Source organism: bacterium (assembly GCA_024226335.1).
Taxonomy (GTDB): Bacteria; Myxococcota_A; UBA9160; order SZUA-336; family SZUA-336; genus JAAELY01.
This window is the reverse complement of record JAAELY010000545.1, coordinates 23656-45371: the sequence shown is the minus strand read 5'-3', so window position 1 is coordinate 45371 and position 21716 is coordinate 23656. Positions and strand designations below refer to the sequence as shown.

General features: G+C 61.2%; 21 protein-coding genes. 15 read left to right on the top strand and 6 right to left on the bottom strand.

Annotated features, from left to right (window positions below; translation table 11 throughout):
* Positions 1 to 2 precede the first annotated feature (2 nt).
* Genes GY725_26330 through GY725_26315 form a run of 4 tightly spaced genes read right to left on the bottom strand, consistent with a single transcriptional unit; the run spans position 3 to position 3888 of the window.
* The gene (locus GY725_26330) at positions 3 to 1751 is read right to left on the bottom strand and encodes a cytochrome c oxidase subunit I (protein MCP4007715.1); all 1749 of its coding nucleotides are present in this window, start codon (positions 1749 to 1751) and stop codon (positions 3 to 5) included.
* 11 nt (positions 1752 to 1762) lie between these two features.
* A complete protein-coding gene (locus GY725_26325; protein MCP4007714.1) occupies positions 1763 to 2290 on the bottom strand; it encodes a cytochrome c oxidase subunit II in 528 nt (175 codons plus the stop codon).
* A gap of 22 nt (positions 2291 to 2312) precedes the next feature.
* Complete coding sequence (locus GY725_26320) at positions 2313 to 2507, bottom strand: hypothetical protein (protein ID MCP4007713.1); 195 nt, start codon at positions 2505 to 2507, stop codon at positions 2313 to 2315.
* Entirely contained in the window at positions 2446 to 3888 is a 1443-nt protein-coding gene (locus GY725_26315) for a hypothetical protein (protein MCP4007712.1), read from the bottom strand. The genes GY725_26320 and GY725_26315 overlap by 62 nt, the downstream gene beginning before the upstream one ends.
* A 173-nt stretch (positions 3889 to 4061) precedes the next feature.
* Between GY725_26315 and GY725_26310 the strand changes: the two genes are divergently transcribed.
* From GY725_26310 to GY725_26255, 12 genes are all read left to right on the top strand, one after another.
* On the top strand, positions 4062 to 4457 hold the full coding sequence (locus GY725_26310; protein ID MCP4007711.1) for an Rrf2 family transcriptional regulator: 396 nt from the start codon (positions 4062 to 4064) through the stop codon (positions 4455 to 4457).
* Positions 4458 to 4642: 185 nt separating this feature from the next.
* Positions 4643 to 6259: a nitrite reductase gene (locus tag GY725_26305; GenBank protein MCP4007710.1), complete on the top strand. Its 1617-nt coding sequence runs from the start codon at positions 4643 to 4645 to the stop codon at positions 6257 to 6259.
* A 79-nt stretch (positions 6260 to 6338) separates the two neighbouring features.
* On the top strand, positions 6339 to 6947 hold the full coding sequence (locus tag GY725_26300) for a cytochrome C554 (protein MCP4007709.1): 609 nt from the start codon (positions 6339 to 6341) through the stop codon (positions 6945 to 6947).
* A 2-nt stretch (positions 6948 to 6949) separates the two neighbouring features.
* Positions 6950 to 7591, top strand: coding sequence for a hypothetical protein (locus GY725_26295; protein MCP4007708.1), 642 nt, complete (start codon positions 6950 to 6952; stop codon positions 7589 to 7591).
* On the top strand, positions 7578 to 8510 hold the full coding sequence (locus tag GY725_26290; protein ID MCP4007707.1) for a 4Fe-4S dicluster domain-containing protein: 933 nt from the start codon (positions 7578 to 7580) through the stop codon (positions 8508 to 8510). The genes GY725_26295 and GY725_26290 overlap by 14 nt, the downstream gene beginning before the upstream one ends.
* Before the next feature lie 5 nt (positions 8511 to 8515).
* Positions 8516 to 9739: a polysulfide reductase NrfD gene (gene nrfD / locus GY725_26285; GenBank protein MCP4007706.1), complete on the top strand. Its 1224-nt coding sequence runs from the start codon at positions 8516 to 8518 to the stop codon at positions 9737 to 9739.
* A complete protein-coding gene (locus tag GY725_26280; GenBank protein ID MCP4007705.1) occupies positions 9726 to 10703 on the top strand; it encodes a PQQ-binding-like beta-propeller repeat protein in 978 nt (325 codons plus the stop codon). The genes nrfD and GY725_26280 overlap by 14 nt, the downstream gene beginning before the upstream one ends.
* Positions 10700 to 10939, top strand: coding sequence for a chaperone NapD (locus tag GY725_26275; protein MCP4007704.1), 240 nt, complete (start codon positions 10700 to 10702; stop codon positions 10937 to 10939). The genes GY725_26280 and GY725_26275 overlap by 4 nt, the downstream gene beginning before the upstream one ends.
* A 100-nt stretch (positions 10940 to 11039) precedes the next feature.
* Positions 11040 to 13640, top strand: a complete 2601-nt coding sequence (napA, locus tag GY725_26270; protein MCP4007703.1) for a nitrate reductase catalytic subunit NapA — start codon at positions 11040 to 11042, stop codon at positions 13638 to 13640.
* Positions 13641 to 13642: 2 nt separating this feature from the next.
* A complete protein-coding gene (gene napG, locus GY725_26265; GenBank protein MCP4007702.1) occupies positions 13643 to 14437 on the top strand; it encodes a ferredoxin-type protein NapG in 795 nt (264 codons plus the stop codon).
* The gene (napH, locus tag GY725_26260) at positions 14434 to 15264 is read left to right on the top strand and encodes a quinol dehydrogenase ferredoxin subunit NapH (GenBank protein ID MCP4007701.1); all 831 of its coding nucleotides are present in this window, start codon (positions 14434 to 14436) and stop codon (positions 15262 to 15264) included. Before napG ends, napH begins: the two co-directional genes overlap by 4 nt.
* On the top strand, positions 15261 to 15779 hold the full coding sequence (locus tag GY725_26255) for a nitrate reductase (GenBank protein MCP4007700.1): 519 nt from the start codon (positions 15261 to 15263) through the stop codon (positions 15777 to 15779). The genes napH and GY725_26255 overlap by 4 nt, the downstream gene beginning before the upstream one ends.
* A 46-nt stretch (positions 15780 to 15825) precedes the next feature.
* Here the strand turns inward: GY725_26255 and GY725_26250 are convergent, their stop codons facing one another.
* Positions 15826 to 17250: a hypothetical protein gene (locus GY725_26250; protein ID MCP4007699.1), complete on the bottom strand. Its 1425-nt coding sequence runs from the start codon at positions 17248 to 17250 to the stop codon at positions 15826 to 15828.
* 74 nt (positions 17251 to 17324) lie between these two features.
* Here GY725_26250 and GY725_26245 point away from each other — a divergent pair, with 74 nt between their 5' ends.
* The 3 genes from GY725_26245 to GY725_26235 are packed head-to-tail and all read left to right on the top strand — an operon-like array spanning position 17325 to position 20708.
* Positions 17325 to 18491 carry a radical SAM protein gene (locus GY725_26245; protein MCP4007698.1) on the top strand — a complete coding sequence of 389 codons (1167 nt, stop codon included), beginning with the start codon at positions 17325 to 17327 and terminating at the stop codon, positions 18489 to 18491.
* Positions 18488 to 19675 (top strand): protein nirF, encoded by a 1188-nt coding sequence (locus GY725_26240; protein ID MCP4007697.1) that lies wholly within the window; start codon positions 18488 to 18490, stop codon positions 19673 to 19675. The genes GY725_26245 and GY725_26240 overlap by 4 nt, the downstream gene beginning before the upstream one ends.
* 22 nt (positions 19676 to 19697) lie before the next feature.
* Entirely contained in the window at positions 19698 to 20708 is a 1011-nt protein-coding gene (locus GY725_26235; protein ID MCP4007696.1) for an Lrp/AsnC family transcriptional regulator, read from the top strand.
* A 27-nt stretch (positions 20709 to 20735) separates the two neighbouring features.
* On the opposite strand, the gene GY725_26230 is transcribed toward GY725_26235, so the two are convergent.
* Positions 20736 to 21707, bottom strand: a complete 972-nt coding sequence (locus GY725_26230) for a nitronate monooxygenase (protein MCP4007695.1) — start codon at positions 21705 to 21707, stop codon at positions 20736 to 20738.
* Positions 21708 to 21716 lie beyond the last annotated feature (9 nt).

The following is a 21716-nucleotide window of genomic DNA, read 5'->3' as shown; positions in this document are numbered from 1 at the left end:
GATCAGCGCACGTGCCAGACGTCGGCCAGCCACATCCAGTTGGCGAAGTAGTACACGACGAAGCAGGCCAGGAAGAACAGTGCCAGTACAAGAGTTCCCGGCATGCTGTGTTCGTCATCTCCGGCTGTGTCTTCGGTGCGGAACTTCTCGGCGACCTGCCGTTCCTCGTGCCACGGTGTCATCGCGCGGCCCGCGTTCGAGCGGCCGAAGAATACGGCCGCGACCACGAGCAGGACGAATACCAACAGGCCGGTGACTGCGATGATCGCACCCACTCCCATCAAGCCCAGCATCAGGTGTGCGCCCGAGTCGAATCCGGTCGAGAACATGGCCCCTGTGAACTCCATGTCCCAGTGCCGGCGCGGGACCCCGTAGGAACCTGCGAACGACATGCCGATCGACATCAGGGTGATACCGCCGCCGAACAGCCACGGCTGGATGCGGCACCAGGTCTTCAGGTAGAACTCGCGCTGGAAAATCAGGGGCACCACATAGTAGGTGACTGCCATGAAAGCCAGTGCCGTACCGCCTACGACGGTCACGTGGAAGTGCCCGGGAATGCGCAGTGTGTTGTGCGCCATGATGTTGATCTGTTGCGTGCCCAGCACGACTCCGGTGATGCCGCCGCCGAAGCCGAAAATGATCAGCGAAAGGAAGAAACCCGAGAAACCCGGGTTGCTCCACGGAGCTGCCACCAGCCAGCCGAACAGACCGCGGTTGAAGCCCTTCTTGCGCTGGGCGACCTCGATCGAGGCCGGTACGGTCAGGCCGTGGATCATCGAAGCCAGTACGGCCAGGTACATGGCGTAACCGGTGTTCCAGATCTTCCAGCTTGCGCCCACGGCCGGATCGACCAGGATGTGGTGGGCCGAAGCCACGTTGATGAACAAGATGTAGAGCACGAAAGCGCCCCGGCACACGAGCTGACTTACCGGCTGAGCTCCTACAGTCAGTGTCCCCAGCAGATACCAGACCGAGACCATTGCGCATACGTTGATCTGCTGGGACATATGGCCCAGTGCCCACCAGGTTATGCGGTACCAGGCCGGATCGATGTACTCGACCACGCCCATCGACCACAGCCAGGTCGGGATCATCACGACCGCGCCGTGCAAGAGGGTCACGACTGCGATGATGGCGGCAGCCGTCGCGCCAAATACCACGAGCGGCACCGAACCCTCGTAGGTGTGGTCTCGCTTCGCGATATAGAGCGTGGCCAAGAAGTTGATTACTGCGACCAGCGCACCCACGGCCAGGAGGATGATGCCCAGGTAGAACCAGGGGCTGGCCTTGAGGGGCACGTACGACGTCAACAGCACATCGCTACTGCCGTTCAGTACCGCGATATTCACCATGATGCCGCCGATCAGCATCAGCGCGAAAGCGAGCCAGGCGGCCTTGGTCGATGCTAGTCGGCAATTCAGCAACGTCGTGCCTGCGAAATACAGGATCGCGATCTCGAAGTTCAAGATCATGAAGATCAGCATGTCGAGACCGTGCAGTGTCAGAAGCCGGTAGTACCAGTCTGCGGGGAGCAGATGCACGGCCGGCCAACGCGTGAGTGCGATCAGGATGGCGGCGGTGCCGCCGATGAGTAGCCACACGACGGCGACTACTGCGTGAAGCTTGATGAAGCGCTGTGCGCCCAGGCAGACGGGCAGGCCCGTTGTATCGCAACTGCGGACTGCGCCCTGGTGGTTTCCCGAAGCCCCGCCTTCGAACGGGACGTCTCCGATGGTCGTCGTGGTCATCGCGGCCTCTCCTACTCGACGACGAGAATGCGGCCGGTCATCAGGTGGTGCCCGATACCGCAGAACTCGTTGCATACGATCGAAAATTCGCCGGCACTCGTCGGCGTGATGGTCAGTACGTGGTCGTAGCCGGGCAGGATCTGGAAGTTCATGTTGAGCGGCTGTATCGAGAAGCCGTGTTGCAGGTCCAACGACGAGATGTGCAGACGGTAGGTTTGATCCTTGCGCATCTGGATGACCGGGAACCAGCTCCACATCATCGCCTGTAGATAGACGTCGCCTCCCGGCGCCGCCTCGACGATCGGAATGCCCTTCAATTCGCCGACCTTATTGGTCTCTACGAACTTGCTGACACGCTGGCTGAACTCCATCGGCTCGACGAGGTACCCCTCACCGACGCTGTTCTGCTTGCCGTAAAAATACCAGTACGGCATGGCGATGAACATCACCAGGCACCAGATCAACGCGAGTCCCACCCACAGGCGCTCGGTGCTGTCCGGTGCCTTGAACCAGTCAGCCGGTGGCTGATGGATACTCATATCGTTCTCCCTTGCCGGACCGTCACGGTAGTGTGGCCGCAGGCGTGCTCAGTAACTCGATCCAGCCCCAGATCGTGTAGGACACGGTCGGGATCAAGACTCCCAGCACGAGTAGTAGCCACGGGTTGTCCATGAGCCGTTGAATGGGATGCTTTTCATCCGTGTTCTTCGTTTCCAAAGCGCCACCTCCGTCCCAGGTGAAGAGTAATCGGTTCATCCGATTCGATGCCGCGCCACCAGGCGTTGGCGACCACGACGAGGAAAAGCATTCCCCCGACAATTGCGATCAAGCCGCCAAACCCCATCAAGCCCAGCCCCACCGACTCGGCCAGCCCTCGCGCTGCCTGTTCGGCGCCATAGACCTTTCGGCCCATGCCGTAGGCGCCCGCAAGCGCAAAACCGGCTGCGAACACTAGCATACCCCCACCGTACAATAGCGGCTGCCAGGCCGCGGCTTTGCGCATCCGCGCAGTGGGAAGTGCCAGCCCAAAGCAGGCGAGTATCGGGTAGGCGGCCGCCATGAAGGCCACCGTCACCGCACCGACCGAGGCGTGATAGTGCGCCGGTACCATCGTGTTCGATCCGCGGATCGAGGCACCGAGGGCGAAGCCCACCAAGGTGAGTGCAGCACTCACCAGGAAGGCCGATATGCGCAGATCGCCGAAAGCTCGTCGGCCGATGCGCTGCTCGCGCACGGCGAGTACCAACGCGCGTCCGCACAGTGCCAGAAACACCAGTACGGGCGGGAAGATTCCCCACTGCATCAGCGAGGTGAAGCCGGTCCGATAGGCCGGACTCCCGGTTCCCTGAAGCAGGAAGAGCAGGCCCAGGGTCCAGGGCATGAGCATCGCGCCGAAGATCCAGGTCGCGCCCCGGCCGCTGACCGGGGGTCTGCCCAGTACCGGTGTGAGCAACAGCAGCCAGACCGAGAGCATTGCGATTACACAAACCAGCTGAAGAACGTGGCCCCCGCCCCATACCAGCAAGTCCCAGCGCGCATCGGGGTCGAGTCCCGCCGGAAGGCTCAGGGCGGAGAGACCGAAAGTAAGCAACGCCAGCAACAGTCCGAGTGCGGCAACCCGCAGGCCCGCGATACATGCATCCGAAAGTTGCAGGGGGCCCGATACCGCATCGCGCGCCCAGAACAACCGACGGTCGAACAAGCTGGTGAGAACGCCCAGGCCGAACAGGAACTGACCCGTGCGGAAAAGTGGATGGTCGATGCTCGGGATGTAGTTCGCGAGTACGGGGCGACCGCCGGGCATGGACGCGCCGACGAGTAAAAGGGCGATGCCCGTGCCAGCGATATGGACCGAGTGCCTCGCCAGCCACCCGGGGCGTTCGCGTCCCGGAAGCAGGAAGAGCAGGCCGGCCAGGAAGGAGTAGAACCACGCGACCAGGGCCAGGTTTACGTGCGCGGCCAGGCATCGTTTGAAGAACAGTGGATCGGTCACCAGGCGGTCGAACGGTGGCGTTCGAGCGACGACCACGGCCAGCGCAAACAGGCCCGCGAAGACCAGCACCAACAGGGAGAGTCCCAGCCACAGGCGTGCGACGGGCGACTCTTCCGGTTGCGGCATGCTTCCGGACGCGGACATTCCTCGAGCCTCCTCGCCTGCGATGATCCATGGGGGGGATAGTGGACCTTCAGATCCGTTGGTCCACCAGGATGCTACAGTAGCAGATATCGAGTTCTTCCGGTCCATGTTTTGCAGCACCAGGGCGGGACGAAATCTGCGAAACGAGACTGCGAAACGAGGTCGGGCAGCGGATGGTCCTGTCACAGACAGCCGAATACGCTCTTCGCGCAGCGGCCTGGCTCGCGGCGAATCCCGACGAGACGCCGGTCCGCGCTCGCGATCTCTCCAATGAGACGGGCATTCCCGCGCCGTATCTGGCCAAAATTCTCCGACGTCTCGTCGTGGCCGGGGTGCTCGAGTCTTACAAAGGAGTGGGAGGGGGCTTCGAGCTGGCGCGTCCACCGTCGGAGATTCCCTTTACAGAAATCCTGGCTGCGGTCGACGCTTATCCCGGTGACGACCGGTGTGTTTTCGGTTGGGGTGCGTGTGACCCGAGCGATCCCTGCCCATTGCATCCGGCCTGGGTCCAGATGAGTGAAGCCTTCCGTTCGTGGGCCTCAACGACCACACTCGCAGACGTGGGCTAGTTGCTAGTCTGCGCCACTTAGCCGCACCTTATAAGAGATTGCGTTTGACGAATTGTCACAGTTTGAATGCGGGCTGTAGGGTATTGCACCCGATGAGTCAGCAGATTCGGCACTATCCGGCGGTCCCCGAGAACGTCTCTCCGGGCATGCCGCTTGCAAACCAGCGCGCGTATGGAGGTCCTACGATGACAGGCTTGCGAATTTTTCGGTTCTTCGCGGTGGTCCTGGCGACGACTGCACTGATCGCCCCCTCGATTGCCAGCGGTGCAACGGCTCCCAAGCTTTCCGAGAAGGAGTTTGAGGAAGCGCAGTTTATCTATTTCGACCGCTGCTCCGGCTGTCACGGTGCGCTTCGCAAGGGCGCTACCGGCCCCGGCATCACCGACAAGAAGATGTTGGAGCAGACGCTTCCCGAATTGGAAAAGACGATCTTCGAAGGTACCGACGCCGGAATGCCCGGCTGGGGCCGAACAGGTGAGATGACCAAGGCCCAGACGGCCCTGATGGCGAAGTTTGTACAGAATCCGGTGCCGATTCCGCCGGAGATGAGCCTGAAGGAGATGAAGGAGACCCATAAGGTCCACATTCCGGTTTCCAAGCGGCCGAAGAAGCCCGAACACAGCCGGGACATCGACAACACCTTCGGTTACATCCTGCGCGACGTTGGTAAGGCCGCAATCATTGACGGCGACACCAAGGAGGCGGTAAGCGTCCTCAAGACCGGTTTCGCCGTTCACATTTTCCGAGCTTCCTTCACCGGTCGTTACTTCTACACGATCGGTCGCGACGGCAAGCTCACCCTGATCGACCTCTACCAGAAGAAGCCCGAGGTGGTGGCCGAGGTTCGTGTCTGCCTGGACGCGCGATCCGTTGACGTTTCGAAGTACAAGGGACCCAAGGGTGACTTCCGCGACAAGTTGGCGATCGTCGGTTGCTACTGGCCGCCGCAGATGGTCGTGGTTGATGGACAGACCCTCGAGCCGATCAAGGTCATCTCCACCCGATCCTCCACCTACGATACAAACGAGTATCACCCGGAACCGCGCGTGGCGACGATCATCGCTTCGCACTTCGACTCCGAGTGGGTCGTGGCGATCAAAGAGACCGGAATGGTCTGGTTGGTGGACTACTCTGACCTCGACAACCTGAAGATGACGCAGATCGCGACCGAGCGGTTCCTGCACGACGGAGGTTGGGACGCCACCAAGCGCTATCTCCTGATCGCGGCGAACATGCGTGACCAGATCGTCGTCGTGGATACAAAGGAAAAGAAGTTCGTGACCAAGTTCGAGACCGGGGTAAAGCCACATCCCGGACGCGGTGCGAACTGGGTAGACCCGAAATACGGACCGGTGAGCGCAACCACCCATCTAGGTGAAGGACTCATATCCGTGTACGGGTCGGACCCGGCCGGGCATCCGGAGCACGCCTGGAAGGTCGTCCGAGAGGAGGAGACCGGTGGTCCCGGACTGTTCCTGAAGACGCATCCCAAGAGCAATCACGTCTGGACTGACGCAACTTTGTCCAAGGAAAAGGGCGACAACCAGCAGATCTGTGTCTTCAGAAAGGACGCCTTCGACGAGGGTGCCAAGTGCTGGAAGGCCACCGACCACGGAAAGATCGTCCACTTCGAGTACAACAAGGCGGGCGATGAAGTATGGGCGTCGGTATGGGACAAGCAGGGCGAGGTCATCATTTACGACGACAAGACGCTGAAGGAGAAGCAGCGCCTCAAGAATGATTGGCTGCAAACGCCCACCGGCAAGTGGAACGTGTACAACACAGTTCACGATATTTACTGAAGCGTTCACGGAGGGTGAGCGTCATCTAACTGAAGCGTCCCCTTTTTGCGGGGCGCTTCAGTCGTAAGGAGACGGGATCGTGATTGGCTTGCGCGTAATGACTCTTTTTCTGCTGGTATTTTCGATGTTGTTGGTTGTTGGTCCGGGATCCGTTCAAGCCAAAGACCACAAGTTTGTCGGCGTGAAGAAGTGCAAGTCCTGTCACGAGAAAGAAGCCATCGGAGATCAGTACGCCTGGTGGAAGGATTCACTGCATAGCAAGGCGTTCGAGACGCTTGCGAGTGACAAGGCTCGCAAGTGGGCCACTGAGAAGGGTCTCGGAGATCCCCAGAAGGCCGACGAATGCGTGAAGTGCCACGTGACGGCCCACGGCGTGCCCGATGAGATGGTATCGCGCAAGTTCGTTCGCACCGCCGGTGTGCAGTGCGAATCCTGCCACGGTGCGGGCAAGGACTATCGCAAGAAGAAGGTCATGATCGACCGAGACAAGGCGCTCTCGAAGGGTCTGGTCGAACAGAGCGAGAAGGTCTGCGTCGCCTGCCACAACGACGAAAGTCCAGCCTGGGATCCTGAACGCTACAGTTGCTCCGACGGCGGCAAATCGGGCTTCGACTACGAAGAGGCTTTGAAGAAGATCGCCCACCCTGTGCCCGAGGGTTACGACCCGACGGCAGACGACCCTGAGTAGTCATGGCGGAAGGTGACTCCGGTCAACCGGGAGAAGAAGTCGAGGGGGAGTGGGCGCCCCCTCCACACCAGATGGCGACCTGGGCTGTGATCAGCGGGGCAGTGCTTCTGGCGTTCGTGCTCTTCTCGGTGCAGACCGATTTCGATCCCGACACTCCGCGCCCATCGGCAAGTCGCACGTTGCCGCCCGAGCCCGAACCCGTTCTTCTCGCTGCACCCGAAATCGCCGACGACTACCTGCCGTGCTCGGATTGCCACGAGTCGAGCGATCTCCCAGAGCGCGATGTGCGCGAGTTGGAGGACGAGCACGACGAACTGGATTTCGCGCACGGCAATCTCTGGTGCTACAGCTGCCACAATCCGAATCCGCGGGATCGGCAGAAACTGCGTCTAGCCGACGATACGAATATTCCGTTCGAAGACTCGTGGAAACTGTGCACACAGTGCCACGCCAAGAAGTTGCCCGACTGGCGTGCAGGCGTGCACGGCAAGCGCACGGGGCATTGGTGGGGTCCGAAGGAATACCGCACATGTGTGGTCTGCCACGATCCGCACAATCCACCTTTCAAGCCCATCGAGCCGAAGCGCCCACCACGCCGGCCGGAGGCAATCGCCGGCAAGGAGCCGCACGATGAAGCGAGCTAGCGCGAAGCCGCAAGAGCGCAAAGAACGCGGTGCCTCGCGCCGCGAGTTCCTGAAGACGTCGCTGGCGGGTATTGGCGCCGCGGCGGCCGTTCCAGGCGCCGCGCAGGCCTTCGACTTCGAGACCTTTCTGCAGAAGCACTTCCGCGAGATGTCCGACGAAGAACTGGCCGAGGTGTTGGAGCGCCTCGAGCGCAAGTACTCCAAGAAGCTCGGCGTCGACATGAAGGTGAAGGCCACCGGGCCCGTCGACGGTGTGGTCTTTGGCTACGGTCTCGACGTATCCCGTTGTATCGGTTGTCGACGCTGTGAGTATGCATGCGTGGCGGAGAACAACCAGTCCCGCGATCCTGAGATCCACTGGATCCGCGTGCTCGAGTTCGAGCGCGAGGACATGATACGCGGCATCGACCTCGAGCATGGCAACGCCTATTACGACCACGAAAAAGTGCCCGCTGAAGACAAGATGTATCTCCCGATCGCCTGCCAGCACTGTGAGGACTCGCCGTGTACCAGTGTTTGCCCGACTGGAGCGACGTGGAAGGAAGCGGACGGCATCGTCGTGATCGATTCCGATTGGTGCATCGGCTGTCGCTACTGCATGGCCGCATGTCCCTACGGCGCGCGCCACTTCAACTGGGGTGAGCCGAGTATTCCCAAGGACGAGATCAATACCGATACGCATATCATCGGCAATCGGCCGCGACCGCGGGGTGTCGTGGAGAAGTGCACCTTCTGTATTCAGCGGGTGCGCGAGGGACGCTACCCGGCATGCCATGAGGCCTGTCCGGTTGGCGCGCGCAAGTTCGGGAACCTGCTCGACCCGAATAGCGAGATCCGATATCTGCTCAAGCACAAGCGAACCTTCGTGCTCAAAGCGGAACTCAAGACCAACCCCAAGTTCTTCTATTTCTACGGGTAAGCGCCATGAGACAGGTACTCCTCCATTTCTTGAGCTTCGTGAAGGGCAGCATCTCCGTGGTTACACGGGGGCACTCCGGCTACTGGACCTGGATCGGCGTACTCCTGGTCGTGATTGCCGTCGGCGGGCTCGCCTACGCCAATCAGCTCCAGAACGGCCTGATCACCTCGAACATGCGCGATCAGGTTTCCTGGGGCTTCTACATCGGTAACTTTGCGTTTCTCGTGGGTGTGGCAGCCGCGGCAGTCGTGCTGGTGATACCCGCCTATATCTACGACTGGGGGCCCATCAAGGAACTGGTCCTGGTCGGAGAACTCGTGGCTGTGGCGGCCATCGTGATGGCGATTCTCTTCGTGAACGTCGACGTCGGCCGACCCGAAGTGATCTGGCACCTGATGCCCGGGGTCGGTCAACCGAATTTCCCATCATCATTATTGGTATGGGACATCCTGGTGGTCTCGTTGTACCTGCTGGTCAACTACTTCATCGTCACCTACTTGCTCTACAAGAGCTTCCTTGGCCAGAAGTACAACGCCGCCTTCATCATGCCGGTCATCTTCCTGTCGATTCCACTGGCGGTCCTCATCCATACCGTGACGGCCTTCCTCTTCATGGGTCTGGCGTCGCGGCCGTTCTGGCACACGGCCATACTTGCGCCGCGTTTCCTGGCCAGCGCGTTTTGCTCGGGTCCCGCCCTTCTCGTGCTGATCTTCCAGATCCTGCGTCGTGTTGGGCATATGCGCCTGACGGACACCGCTCTGCTGAAGATCGGCGAGTTGCTGGCCTACGCGATGGCCGTCAACCTGTTCTTCCTGGGCGTCGAGGTATTCAAGGAGTTCTACTTCGAAACGGCCCACACGACCCACGGACACTTCCAGTGGTTTGGAACGGCGGAGCGCACTGACATCGCCATCTACACCTGGACGGCACTGCTGAGCAACCTCGCGGCCTTTGTGATCTTCGTAATTCCGGTATTGCGCCACCGCATCGCCGTCTTGAACCTGGGTTGTGCGCTCGCGGTGTTGGGTGTGTTCATCGAGAAGGGTCTCGGTCTGCTGCTTCCCGGTATGACGCCCGACGCATTGGGTGAGGTCTACGCCTACAACCCGAGCCTGAACGAACTCATGGTTGGTGCAGCTGTCTGGTCGATCGGAGCGCTGCTGTTCACGCTCATGGTGAAGGTCGCAATGGCCATCAACAACGGTCAACTCCGCTATGAGGACGGCTGACGCGCGGGTCGGTGTTGCAGCCGCTCTATTCTCGGCCTTTTTTCTAGCCACTCCAGCCCACGCGCAACTCGAGGCCGAGATGCGCGCAGACCACATGGTGCTCGACGGCGCGTTGCGCGAATCGATACTACTGGTAGCGACGCAGTCCGGTCATGTAGATGTTCTCGACTGGCGCAGGCAGCGCGTGCTTGCTCCTCTGCTCGTGATCGATGCCGGAGAGAAGGAGTTTCCGGCAACCGTGAGTTGTGTCGCTGTGTCGCCCTCGGGAACGCGGGTCGCAGTAGCGGCTTCCGATGACCGCTTGCGGTTCTGGCGTTTCACTGCTGACGGTCGCCCGGAAACGACGCATCAGTTCGAACTGGCTCGAGTTACGACCTGCCGTTTCGTCGACGACGATCGGCTTTTCCTGGGCCATATGACAGGAGAAGTCAGCCTGTTTGACGTGACGACCGGAGAGGAGCGCTTCCGCCGCCAGCTCGACTACGATCCGGTCTACGCTCTGGCCATGAGTCCGAACGGGAAGCAGATGGCGGTGGCGCTTCGCTCGAGTCGCGTGCAGTTGATCGACATCTCCAATGGAGAGACGGCGTCCGTGTTGCGCGGGCACCGCGACAGCGTCTTCGGACTGGCCTGGCTATCGGGAACGCGACTGGCCACCGCGAGCAAGGACAAACGCCTGCTCGTATGGGACCTGAACGGTTCCGAGCCTCGCGTACTCTATCGAGACGATCATTATATTACGGCGCTGGCGGCTGATCGTGTGCGCGGGCGTCTGGCCATTGCCCTGCAGGGCGATCGGATCAAGGTGATCGACTTGCTGAGCGGTCGAGTCACGCATGTGTTAGATCGCCACACTGCACCGGTTCAGGTGCTACGTTTTACCGACGGAGGCCGCAGGTTGTTGTCCGCGGGCAATGATGCCCGCGTGCTGGTCTGGGACGTGTCGGACGGAGGTGCATCGTGAATGTTTCTGGCGTGGTCGTCGCGTGTCGTCCCGAGAATCTCGAAAAGGTATCTACCGCAATAAACGCGTTTCCCTGGGCCCAGGTACACCACCACGACGGTGTGGGGCGTCTTGTGGTGACGATCGAAGCCGTCAGTGGAGGTGAGGGCGCCGATCGCCTTCGTGAAATCCAACAACTCGAACACGTGGCGATGGCTGAAATGGCGGAATCCGTGACGCTGCCCGACGGCGACTGAACTCACGGATCGGCACGCGGCTTGCTGTAACTGGGGCCGCCGTCCCGATGCAGGGACAAAACGGCACGCGCCAACAAGGCGCGATACCACGGAGGGATCCATGGCACAGACGCGACGGGAGTTCGTCAAGACGGCGGTTGCGGCCTCAGTGGCCACCGGAATCGGAATTTCCATTCCGCCCGAAGCGCGGGCACAGGCTGCAGAACTGCAGAAGGATTGGAAGTGGGACAAGTCCGTGTGCCGCTTCTGTGGCGTCGGTTGCGGAATCATGATGGCCACCAAGGAGGGCCGTGTGGTTTCGGTCAAGGGCGACCCTGAATCGCCTGTGAACCGGGGTCTCAACTGCATCAAGGGCTACTTCAACGCCAAGATCATGTACGGAGAGGATCGGCTCACGAAGCCCCTCTTGCGCATGAAGGATGGCAAGTACGACAAGAAGGGCCGCTTCACTCCGGTGTCCTGGGACAAGGCCTTCGACGTGATGGAGCAGAAATTCAAGCAGTACTACGGCCAGTACGGTCCGTCGAGTGTTGCGGTCTTCGGCTCTGGCCAATACACGATTGACGAGGGGTATGCCGCCGCCAAGTTCATGAAGGCGGGCGTCCGCTCGAATAATCTCGACCCGAACGCTCGACACTGCATGGCGTCCGCGGTTGCTGGATTCATCCAGACGTTTGGTATCGACGAGCCTCCGGGCTGCTACGACGATATCGAACAGACAGATGCCGTCGTGACCTGGGGCGCGAACATGGCCGAGTGCCATCCGATCCTGTGGTCGCGGGTCACCGATCGCAAGCTCAGCAAGCCCGCGACCAAGGTCATCAATCTCTCTACCTACGGGAATCGTTGTAGCGATCTCGCGGACGTCGAGATCATCTTCAAGCCGCAGACCGACCTGGCGATCATGAACTACATCGCTCGCCACATGATCAAGAAGGGGGCGATCGACAAGGAGTTCATCGACAAGCACTGTGTGTTTGCAACCGGCCCGACGGATATCGGTTACGGATTGCCTGCCGACCACCCGCGCGAGAAAGGCCAGAAGATGCGCGGCAAAGCCGGCGCACACTGGAAGATCAGTTTCGAGGAGTACAAGAAGCAGCTCGAGCCCTACACGGCCGAGCACGTGAGCAAGATCTCGGGCGTGTCGAAGGAGAAGCTGATCGAGCTGGCTGATCTGTATTCGGATCGCAAGAAGAAGATCATTTCGTTCTGGACAATGGGTTTCAACCAGCATTCGCGCGGTACCTGGGTGAACGAGCAGATCTACGCCATTCACCTCCTGGGTGGCAAGATGTCGACGCCCGGTTCGGGAGCTTTCTCGCTCACCGGACAGCCTTCGGCTTGCGGTACCGCGCGCGAGGTCGGCACCTTCGCGCATCGCCTACCGTCGGACATGGTGGTTTTCAACGGTGGCCATCGTGCCAAGAGCGAGAAGCTCTGGCATCTGCCCGCGAAGACGCTCAACCCCAAGGTGGGGACGCACGCGGTCAAGATGATGCGCCAGTTGCGGTCGGGCAAGGTGCGCTTTTTCTGGGCGCAGGTGACCAATCCATTCCAGGACTTCGCCAACGCCAACGAGTGGGTCAAGGCGGCGCGCGAGGGCGATAACTTCATCGTCGTCTCGGATGCCTATCCTACGGTGTCGGCCAAGGTCGCCGATCTGGTCCTGCCAGCGGCCATGATCTACGAGAAGTGGGGCGCCTACGGAAACGCCGAGCGGCGAACGCAACACTGGCGTCAGCAGGTGAAGGCTCCAGGTGAGGCGAAGGCCGATATCTGGCAGACGATGGAATTCTCGAAGCGCTTCAAGCTGAAGGAAGTGTGGAAGGAGCAGCCACTGCCCGGTCTGAAGGTCGACGGTTTCCCCGACGGCAAGCTTCCCGATGTGCTCGCAGATGCCAAGAAGATGGGCTACGACCCCGAACAGACGCTGTACGAAGTTCTGTTCGCGCGGCCCGAATACAAGAAGCACGCCTGGCCCGATCCGATTGCCAATGGCCATCCCAACGATGTGGCCGAGGAGGCGGGATTCTTCGTGCACAAGGCGCTGTGGGCCGAGTACCGCGAGTTCGGTCTCGGCAATGGTCACGACCTGGCGGATTTCGATACCTATCACAAGGTGCGAGGTCTGCGTTGGCCGGTGGTTAATGGGCGCGAGACGCAGTGGCGCTTCAAGGAGGGCTACGATCCCTACGTGAAGCCCGGCAAGGGGTACGACTTCTACGGCAAGGCGCTGAAGAAGATCCCGAACGGCAGTCTCAAGGGTGAGAAGGTGAGTGTGGCGGGTCGCGCGAAGATCTTCTTCCGGCCCTACGCTGAGGCCGCAGAGATTCCGGACAAGGGCTATGACCTGTGGTTGTGCACGGGTCGGGTGCTCGAGCACTGGCACTCGGGTTCGATGACCAAGCGTGTTGCGGAGCTCAACCGTGCGGTGCCTTACGCGGTGTGTTGGATGCACCCTGAGGATGCGGCCTCGCGTGGCATCAAGCGCAACGACGAGGTCGTGATGGAGTCGCGGCGCGGAAAGGTGCGCGTGCGCGTTGATACACAGGGTCGCAATCGTGTACCGAAAGGTCTGGTATTCGTGCCCTGGTTCGACGAGAACGTGTTGATCAACAAGCTGACTCTGGATGCGACTTGTCCGATCTCGAAGGAGACCGACTACAAGAAGTGCGCTGTGAGAGTGCGAAAGGCCTGACCGTGAGCCTTCCCGCAAAGGACGTCAGCCGCCGGGGTTTCCTGGCGGCTTTCAAGCCGCAGAGCCTGGCTCTGGCGCTGACTGGTGGCATGACCTGGGTGCATGTCGCCGGTGAGTCGCGAGCCAGCGTCTCTGCGCCTCGTCCTCCTGGTGCTCAAGATGAGCCCGCCTTCCTGGCGAGCTGCATCAAGTGTTCCCAGTGTGTGGAAGCCTGTCCCTACGATACGCTGCAGATCGCGACGGCTGGAGACGGTGAGGCGATCGGCGTGCCGTACTTCGAACCGCGCAAAGTACCGTGCGAAATGTGCCCCGATTCGCCTTGTACCGAGGCTTGTCCCACCGATGCACTCGTGTCCGGAACGCCCATCGAAGAGGCCGAGATGGGGCTCGCGGTGCTCGTCGACCACGAGAACTGTTTGGCCTACAAGGGTCTGCGTTGTGAGGTCTGCTACCGAGCCTGCCCGCTCATGGGCCAGGCGATCGGCCTGGAGTTCCGGCAGAACGAGCGCACGGGCAAGCACGCCTACTTCATTCCGGTCGTCAATTCCGACGCCTGCACCGGCTGTGGAAAGTGTGAGCACGTCTGCGTACTCGAAGAGGCTGCGATCAAGGTGCTGCCCGTTGAGCAGGCGCGGGGCAAACTGGGCGACAACTATCGCTTCGGTTGGCTCGAAGAAACGGACATCAGTGGTGATTTCAAGGCGCCGGAGACGGCGCCGGACCTGCCGCAATGGGAGAACAGTCTCGAGCGCGTACTCGAGCAGATGGATGATCTCTCTGGAATTGAGGGGCCTTGAGTTGGCTACGGAAGCACCGCTACCTACTTGCCCGGCGAACGACCCAGATCGGAATTCTCGTTCTGTTCTGGCTAGGTGCGCATTGGCACCTCGGCGTACTGACGGGGAATCTCTCGGCCTCTCGAGTCTTGCGCACGCTTCCTCTGTCCGACCCCTACGCCGTTCTGCAGATTCTTTCAACGGGTCATACCCTGAAGAATACGGTGTTGTTGGGTGCGGTGACGGTACTCGGCTTCTGGTACGTATTCGGAGGTCGCGGATTTTGCGCCTGGGTTTGTCCGCTGAATCCAGTCACGGATCTGGCCGCCTGGCTGCGTCCGCGTCTAGACGGTCGTCGCAGCCTGCATGTGGACAGCAGCGTTCGCTATTGGATCATGTTTCTGGCGTTGCCGGTCTCGGCGATCACCGGAGTGGCGGCCTTCGAGTGGCTGAGTCCGATCGCCATGACTCATCGAGAGTTGATCTACGGTCCGGGTCTGGGTTTGCTGGTCGTGGCCGGGATCTTCGTGCTCGACCTGTTCGTTCTGCGGCCGGGCTGGTGCGGCTCACTCTGCCCGCTCGGCGCCTTCTATTCACTCGTCGGCCGCTGGTCGCTGCTGCGTGTGCGTTTCGCTCAGGAACGCTGCGATTACTGTGGCGATTGCATCCGCATCTGTCCCGAACCCAAGGTCATTCGCTACGACGAGATGGAGCAACGGGGCTTCATCGACCATGGAAACTGTCTGAACTGCGCGCGCTGCCTCGAGGTGTGCCCGCGCGATGCCTATCACTTCGCGCTCCGCTTCGGCGGAGGCGCGGTAAATAGCCCGGAGGAGGGGTCACCATGAGAGCGATATTCTGCATCCTGATCGCGAGCGCACTCTTGCTGCCCGGTCTTGCGCCCGCAGCCGATCCAGTCAAGGAGGTGGACGACGGTCTCGATGTCTGGTTCCGCGACTCGGATCTCGACGCGATGAGTCGGCAGGACCTGGCGAACTACATCGGGACGGCCGCTGGCGAATCGAAGCTGATCGAACGCTCCTTCTCTGAAGCGCCACCTTCGATCCCGCATACCGTCGAGGACATGCTTCCGATCACTTCGGACGACAACGAATGCATGGTGTGCCACCATCCCGAAAATGCCACGAGCAAGCAGGATCTGCCTCTGCCCAAGACGCACTTCGAACGCGCAGTGATCGTGCAGGGCAAGAAGAGCGACGCTATGCGCAATCGGGTAAAGGGCTACGAGAAGGCCAAGGATGTCGCGGGGACGCGTTTCAACTGCACGATGTGTCACGCGCCCCAGGCGGGAAACGTCAAGTCATTGAAGAGTTTATTCCGAGGGGACAAAGCAAAGAAGTGAGCCTGGGCGCACCCGCGCCCGTCACCGGTGCACGTACACGGTCTGGCTAGCGTAGTAGCCGAGTCTTGTTGGTTGCGTTGTACTTCCCTACCGGCATCGCGTACGGCAAGCGACGTTGCTCTTCAATCGAGTGCGAATCGTAGGCCACGACTGCGCCTTCCTTGTTCCAGACGCTGACCAGGGCTTGCGCGCCATCGGCGCTGAATTCCACATGGAGAGACTTCTTCCCGCGCTCTGGAATCAGTGCCGGTTCTCTCAGTGTCAGCGAGGCCTTGTCGACCAGTTGGATGGCTTCGGTGTTCGTGTCGGCCCAGAGCCAGGGCGTACCCGGGTGTGTTCGGACGAAGAAACCAGCGCCCAGTAGTTCGATCTCCTTCACGATCTTGAACGACTCGAGGTCGAGGATCGACATGCGCGGCACGCCCATGTGGTTCAGAGCCGCGTGGAGGCGCCCGTCCCGCTCGAAGAAACAAGCGGAGAATAGATGAGGCAGCGCTTCCGTGTCGAGTGCCGAAACGACTCGCCGTTGTTTGAGATCCCAGAGCATGATGCGTTGGCCTTCGCGCGAACTGGCGAGCAGTTGGTTGCGGCCCGGCACGAGCGTGAAATCCTCAAAGGGTTCTGGCAGCGCCGTCTCGATCAACGACGGTTTGGCATAGGGGATCTCGATCAGCGTGGGGCGGTCGCGCAACGAAAGGATGAAGCGATCCGAATGGGGCAAGGCGTAGATTCCCGAAGTCTGGCCGTCCAGCGCGAGTCGATGGAGGGGGTTCAGGTCGGCGTCGAGCAGCATCACGCCCGGCGGCAGAAGATTGGCAGCGGCGACCAGCGCGCCATCCGGACTAACGGCCACGTTGCGGGTGTTGACTCCCACCTTCGCCTTGGCCCTCAGGCCGCCGCGTTCGAGATCGTAGACGACCAGCGTTCCGTCGCGGGTGGTTGCCCAGATTCGCCGGAAGTCGAGGTCGAATTTCGGCCCGCCGTGAACGCGTCCGACGGGGAAGCGGTCGACTTCATCGAGCTTGCGGTCGAGCACCGAGATATTGCCGCTCCCGCGCTCCACGACCAGCATTACGTGCTCGCGGGCGAGCGAGGTGGGGAGCCGCTTTTCCCCTGGGGGGAAGGCTATGCGGTTCGAGGCCACGTCTGCGACGTCCCAGTGGATTTTGCCCACGGGCTGGCGCATCCAGGTCACCAGTTTCCTGGCAGTTTCCTCGTCGATCAACTGGCCGAACGGGGGCATCTGCGTGGCCGGAAGGCCCTCGAGGATCGCCTTCAGCAGGCGTTCGTCGCTCTTTCGCTTGAGGGTGCTCGGGATCAGCGGAGGAGCGTAGTCTCCGTACCGCCTGACACCGTGGCACGAGGCGCAGTTGGCAGCGTACACTTCCGCCGTGTCTGGTGCTGCGCCACCGGCCAGGGCAACGATGGGGAAAAGGGCGATGCTGAGTCGTATGGCGTTGCGTATGAACATGAGGTCTCGTCCTCTACCAGTGGATCTCGGGACATGTCAAGAAGCGCATCAGACGTGATGGGAAGGAGATATCGATGCTGCCGGTGAGCGATATGCTCGAAGTGGCCCGTCAACGGGTCACTCCTGCCGAAGTGGGTGCGCGTGCACCTCAGCGCTTCGCACCGGATATCAGCGCTCCCGTCATCGTCTGGAATATCTGCCGGCACTGCAATATGTCGTGTCCGCATTGCTACGCCGGCGCGGCCTTTCGTCCTTCTTCGGATGACCTCGATACGGAAGAGGCGCTGCGCCTGCTCGATGACCTCGCTTCCTGTGGCGTGCGAATCGTCATCTTCAGCGGCGGAGAACCCTTGCTACGCGATGATCTTGTTGAACTCGCGACGCATGCGCGACGGATCGGCATCGCTCCGCAGCTTTCGACCAATGGTGTTTTCATCGACGAGGCGTGCGCGGACCGATTGGCCGAGGCGGGTTTTGCCTACGTCGGCATCAGCATCGATGGCATCCCGGCTTTCAACGACGAGTATCGGGGTCTGCAGGGTGGCCACGAGGCGGCCGTTCGTGGCTTGCGTTTCGCGAAGGCGGCTGGAATGCGCACGGGGTTGCGCATGACACTCACCGCGCGCAACTTCGAGCAGATTGACGCGATGCTCGCGCTTGCGTGCGAAGTTCGTGCTGATCGCTTCTATGTTTCCCACTTGCTCTATTCCGGGCGCGGTCGCAAGATGGCGGCTGAGGACGTCGGGCAAGAGCACGTGCGCGCGCTGCTTTTTGGCCTTTTCTCGGCAGCCGAGGGAATGCTCGTCGATGCTGCCGAAACGCGCATCGTTACCGGCTCGAATGACTCCGATGGGCCGTTGTTGCTGCGCTGGATCGAATCGCAATACGGCGCGAATGCGGCCACACCTGTGCGCGTCCTATTGAGCGAGCGGGGTGGAAACTCTGCCGGCGAGAAGATCCTGAACATCGACCACCGCGGTCACGTTCACCCGGACCAGTTCTGGCGTCAGGAGACGCTCGGGGATGTGCGCCGCGATGCTTTCAAGGACATACTCGAGCACCCCATGCGTACACTACTGGCCGATCGCAGCGGTTATCTCAAAGGACGCTGCGGTGCGTGCAAATACCGCGCGTTGTGTCGCGGTTCACACCGTGAACGCGCTCTCGCCGACGGCGGAGAACTATGGGATCCCGATCCGGCCTGCGTACTCGAAGATTCCGAGATCGGAGTGTCTACATGAGACTTGTCATCATCAGTATTTTGCTTGCTTGCTTGTTCAGCGCCGAGGTTGCGCATGCACAGGGAACGGGCTCGCGGGTATTCGTTGTGGAGCGCGCTTCCAGTAGCCTCGCCGTCTATGATCTGGCCACGCGAGAACTCAATCCGAAGCGCATCACGGGCCTCGGCAATCTGCGTCATGCCACGATGATCTTTTCGCCGGATCTGAGATATGGCTATCTCTCTTCGCGCAGCGGCCAGGTGAGCCGAATTGATCTGGAAAAGCTCGAACGGGCGGGAGAGGTGTTCACCTCGAAGAGTTCGATCGATAACGCGATCAGCCAGGACGGGCGTTTGATCGCCACGGCCGAGTACGTGCCGGGGGGCGTCACCGTCCTCGACGCGCGGACCTTGAAGCTGGTGAAGCGCTTCGACGCTACGTTTCAGTACAAAGGCGAAGCCGTGCCCTCGCGTGTGACCGGTATCGTCGATGCGCCTGGAAACCGTTTCGTCTGTGTGTTGATGGAAGGTGCCGAGATCTGGGTGATCGACGCTTCGGGCCCCGAACTCGTCGTCGAGAGGCGCGTGAAGCTCGAAGAGCACGGCATGCCCTACGACGCCATGATCACTCCGGACGGTCGGAACTACGTGGTGGGTCATCTGGAGTCCGACACTGTCACGGTGCTCGATCTCACCGATCCGCAGTCACGTCCTCGGGCGGTGTCTCTGCGCGATCCGAAGCGCACCTATCCGCGCGGTGCGCCCGTGAAGCTGCCACACCTGGCGTCGTGGGCCGTCGCGGGCCAGTTCATCTTCGTGCCCCTGGTCGGTGAGGGCCGACTAGCCGTGCTCGATCGGAGTTCATTTGCCTTCATGCAATCGATTCCCCTGCGCGGCCATCCTGTATACGCCGTGCGTTCGCCGACGGAACGCGAGGTCTGGGTGAGTTTTTCGGGCGAGAAGGATGATGCTTTCGTTCAGGTGATCGATGTCGAGCGACTGGCCGTGGTCGATACGATCAAACTGGCCGGCCGCATCTACCACATGGATTTCACGCCGCGTGGCTCGCATGTGCTCGTCAGCGCGAATCGCGCCAACCAGCTACTGCTCGTGAACGCGACGACCCGCAAGATCGAGGACGTCGAGACTCTGGCTTCGCCTTCCGGTATCTTCGGTCCCTGGCGCGCATTCGAGATCGGGTTGTAAGGGGCTGCGGAAAGGAATTGATGTGAAGCTGAGCGAGGAGCACGAGAATCAGATCATCCGTGCGGTTCAACACGCGGTGCCGTTCAGCGAGCGACCGTTTGCGGAGATCGGGACTGAGCTGGGCATTCCAGAGCCAGAGGTTCTGGAGTTCCTCCAGAAGTGGAGCGAGCAGGGGACTCTGCGCGAGATCTCGGCAGTTCTCGAAGGCAGCGCGCTCGGTTACGACAGTGCCCTTGTCGCAGGAAGGGTCGCCGAGGAGCGCCTCGCCGAAGTAGTCGCAATCCTGAACGATCACCCCACCATCACGCATAACTATTTGCGCGATCACGAGTACAACCTCTGGTACACGATCGCAGCGCCATTCGCCCCTGGAGTCGATGCGCATATCGCGGCGCTCTCAAGCGCCTGCGGAACCGCCTTTCACGCGCTGCGGCGCACCGAGACCTTCAAGATTGGCGTCAATTTCGATCTGCGTACGCGCCAGAACCATACCGAGGTGGCCCCTCCCTCCGAAACGGGTGCCGTGCGGCTCACTGACGAGAGCCGTCGTCTGTTTCGCGCCCTGCAGACCCCGGCCCCTCTGGTTTTACGGCCTTTTGCAGAGCTGGCCAGCGCTTGTGGTACCGACGAGGCGACGCTGATCGCATTCGGTCGCGAGCATCTGGGAGGCGCAATCCGCCGCTACGTCGGCACCCTGCGCCATCGCAAACTCGGCGTTCGCGCCAATGCAATGACCGTGTGGTGCGCACCGAGCCAGCGCTCGAGCGAACTCGGGGCCATCCTGGCGGCTGCACCCGAGGTCAGCCACTGCTACGCACGCAATCCCATCGAGGGCTTTCCCTACACGCTCTACAGCATGATCCACGGTCCGGATCTGCAAGCCTGCGAGGTCGTCGCAGCTCGCCTGGCCGACAAGCTGCAACTCGCTCGCGAAGACTACCGCCTGCTGGTGAGCCTCGAGGAGTACAAGAAGATCCGCCTGCGCTATTTCCTGCCCGAACTCGACGAGTGGTGGGCGGAGCACGGAGCCTAGCCTCCTATCGCGGGCCGCCCCCGCTAATCAGGCGACGACGGGCGCGACGCGTTTCTGAATCAGAGCCTCGGCCTCCGACACGATGCGGTTCACGAGTTCGGCGCACGTCGGAATATCGTGGATCAGGCCAGTGACCATTCCGGCAGTCCAGATGCCACCGTCGACGTCGCCCTTCGACATAGCGTCGCGTCCGCGCTCACCCGAAACCAGGTGCGCAACGTCCTTGATCGTGCCGCCCGTCGCTTCGACCTTTACGACTTCTTCTGCGACGGCGTTGCGGAAGACGCGTGCAGTGTTGCGCATGGTGCGGAAGATCAACGCCGTGTCGCGCTCGTCGGAATCGACGAGCTTCTGCTTCATGTTGGGGTGTACTCCGGCTTCCTGGGTTGCCAGGAAGCGGGTTCCCATGTTGATCGCCTCGGCGCCGAGCGCGATTGCAGCCACGAGTCCGCGCGCGTCGCCGAAACCGCCGGACGCAACCAGCGGGATCGAAACCTGATCGGCCGCACACGGGATGAGGATCAGGCCCGGGATGTCGTCCTCGCCCGGGTGACCCGCGCACTCGAATCCGTCGATGCTCACGGCGTCGCAGCCTACTTTTTCGGCCTTGACCGCGTGCCGGACCGACGTGCACTTGTGGATTACACGCACTCCCGCTTCTTTGAACGCCTTCATGAACGGTTCGGGGCTGCGACCCGCCGTTTCGATGATCTTGATGCCACCTTCAATCGCCGCAGCCGCGTACTCTTCGTGAGAAATCTCACGTAGGCTAGGCAGCACAGTGATGTTCACGCCGAAAGGTCGATCGGTGAGTTCGCGCGTGCGATCGATCTCCTTCACCAGATCCTCGGGCGTGGGCTGGGTGAGTGCGGTCAGGAATGGGAGGGTACCGGCATTGGCCGCGGCGGCGACGAGTTCGGCGCGGCCGACCCCCTGCATGCCGCCCATGACGATCGGGTGCTCGACACCGAACAGTTCTGTGAAGCGTGTCTTGATCACGGTGATCCT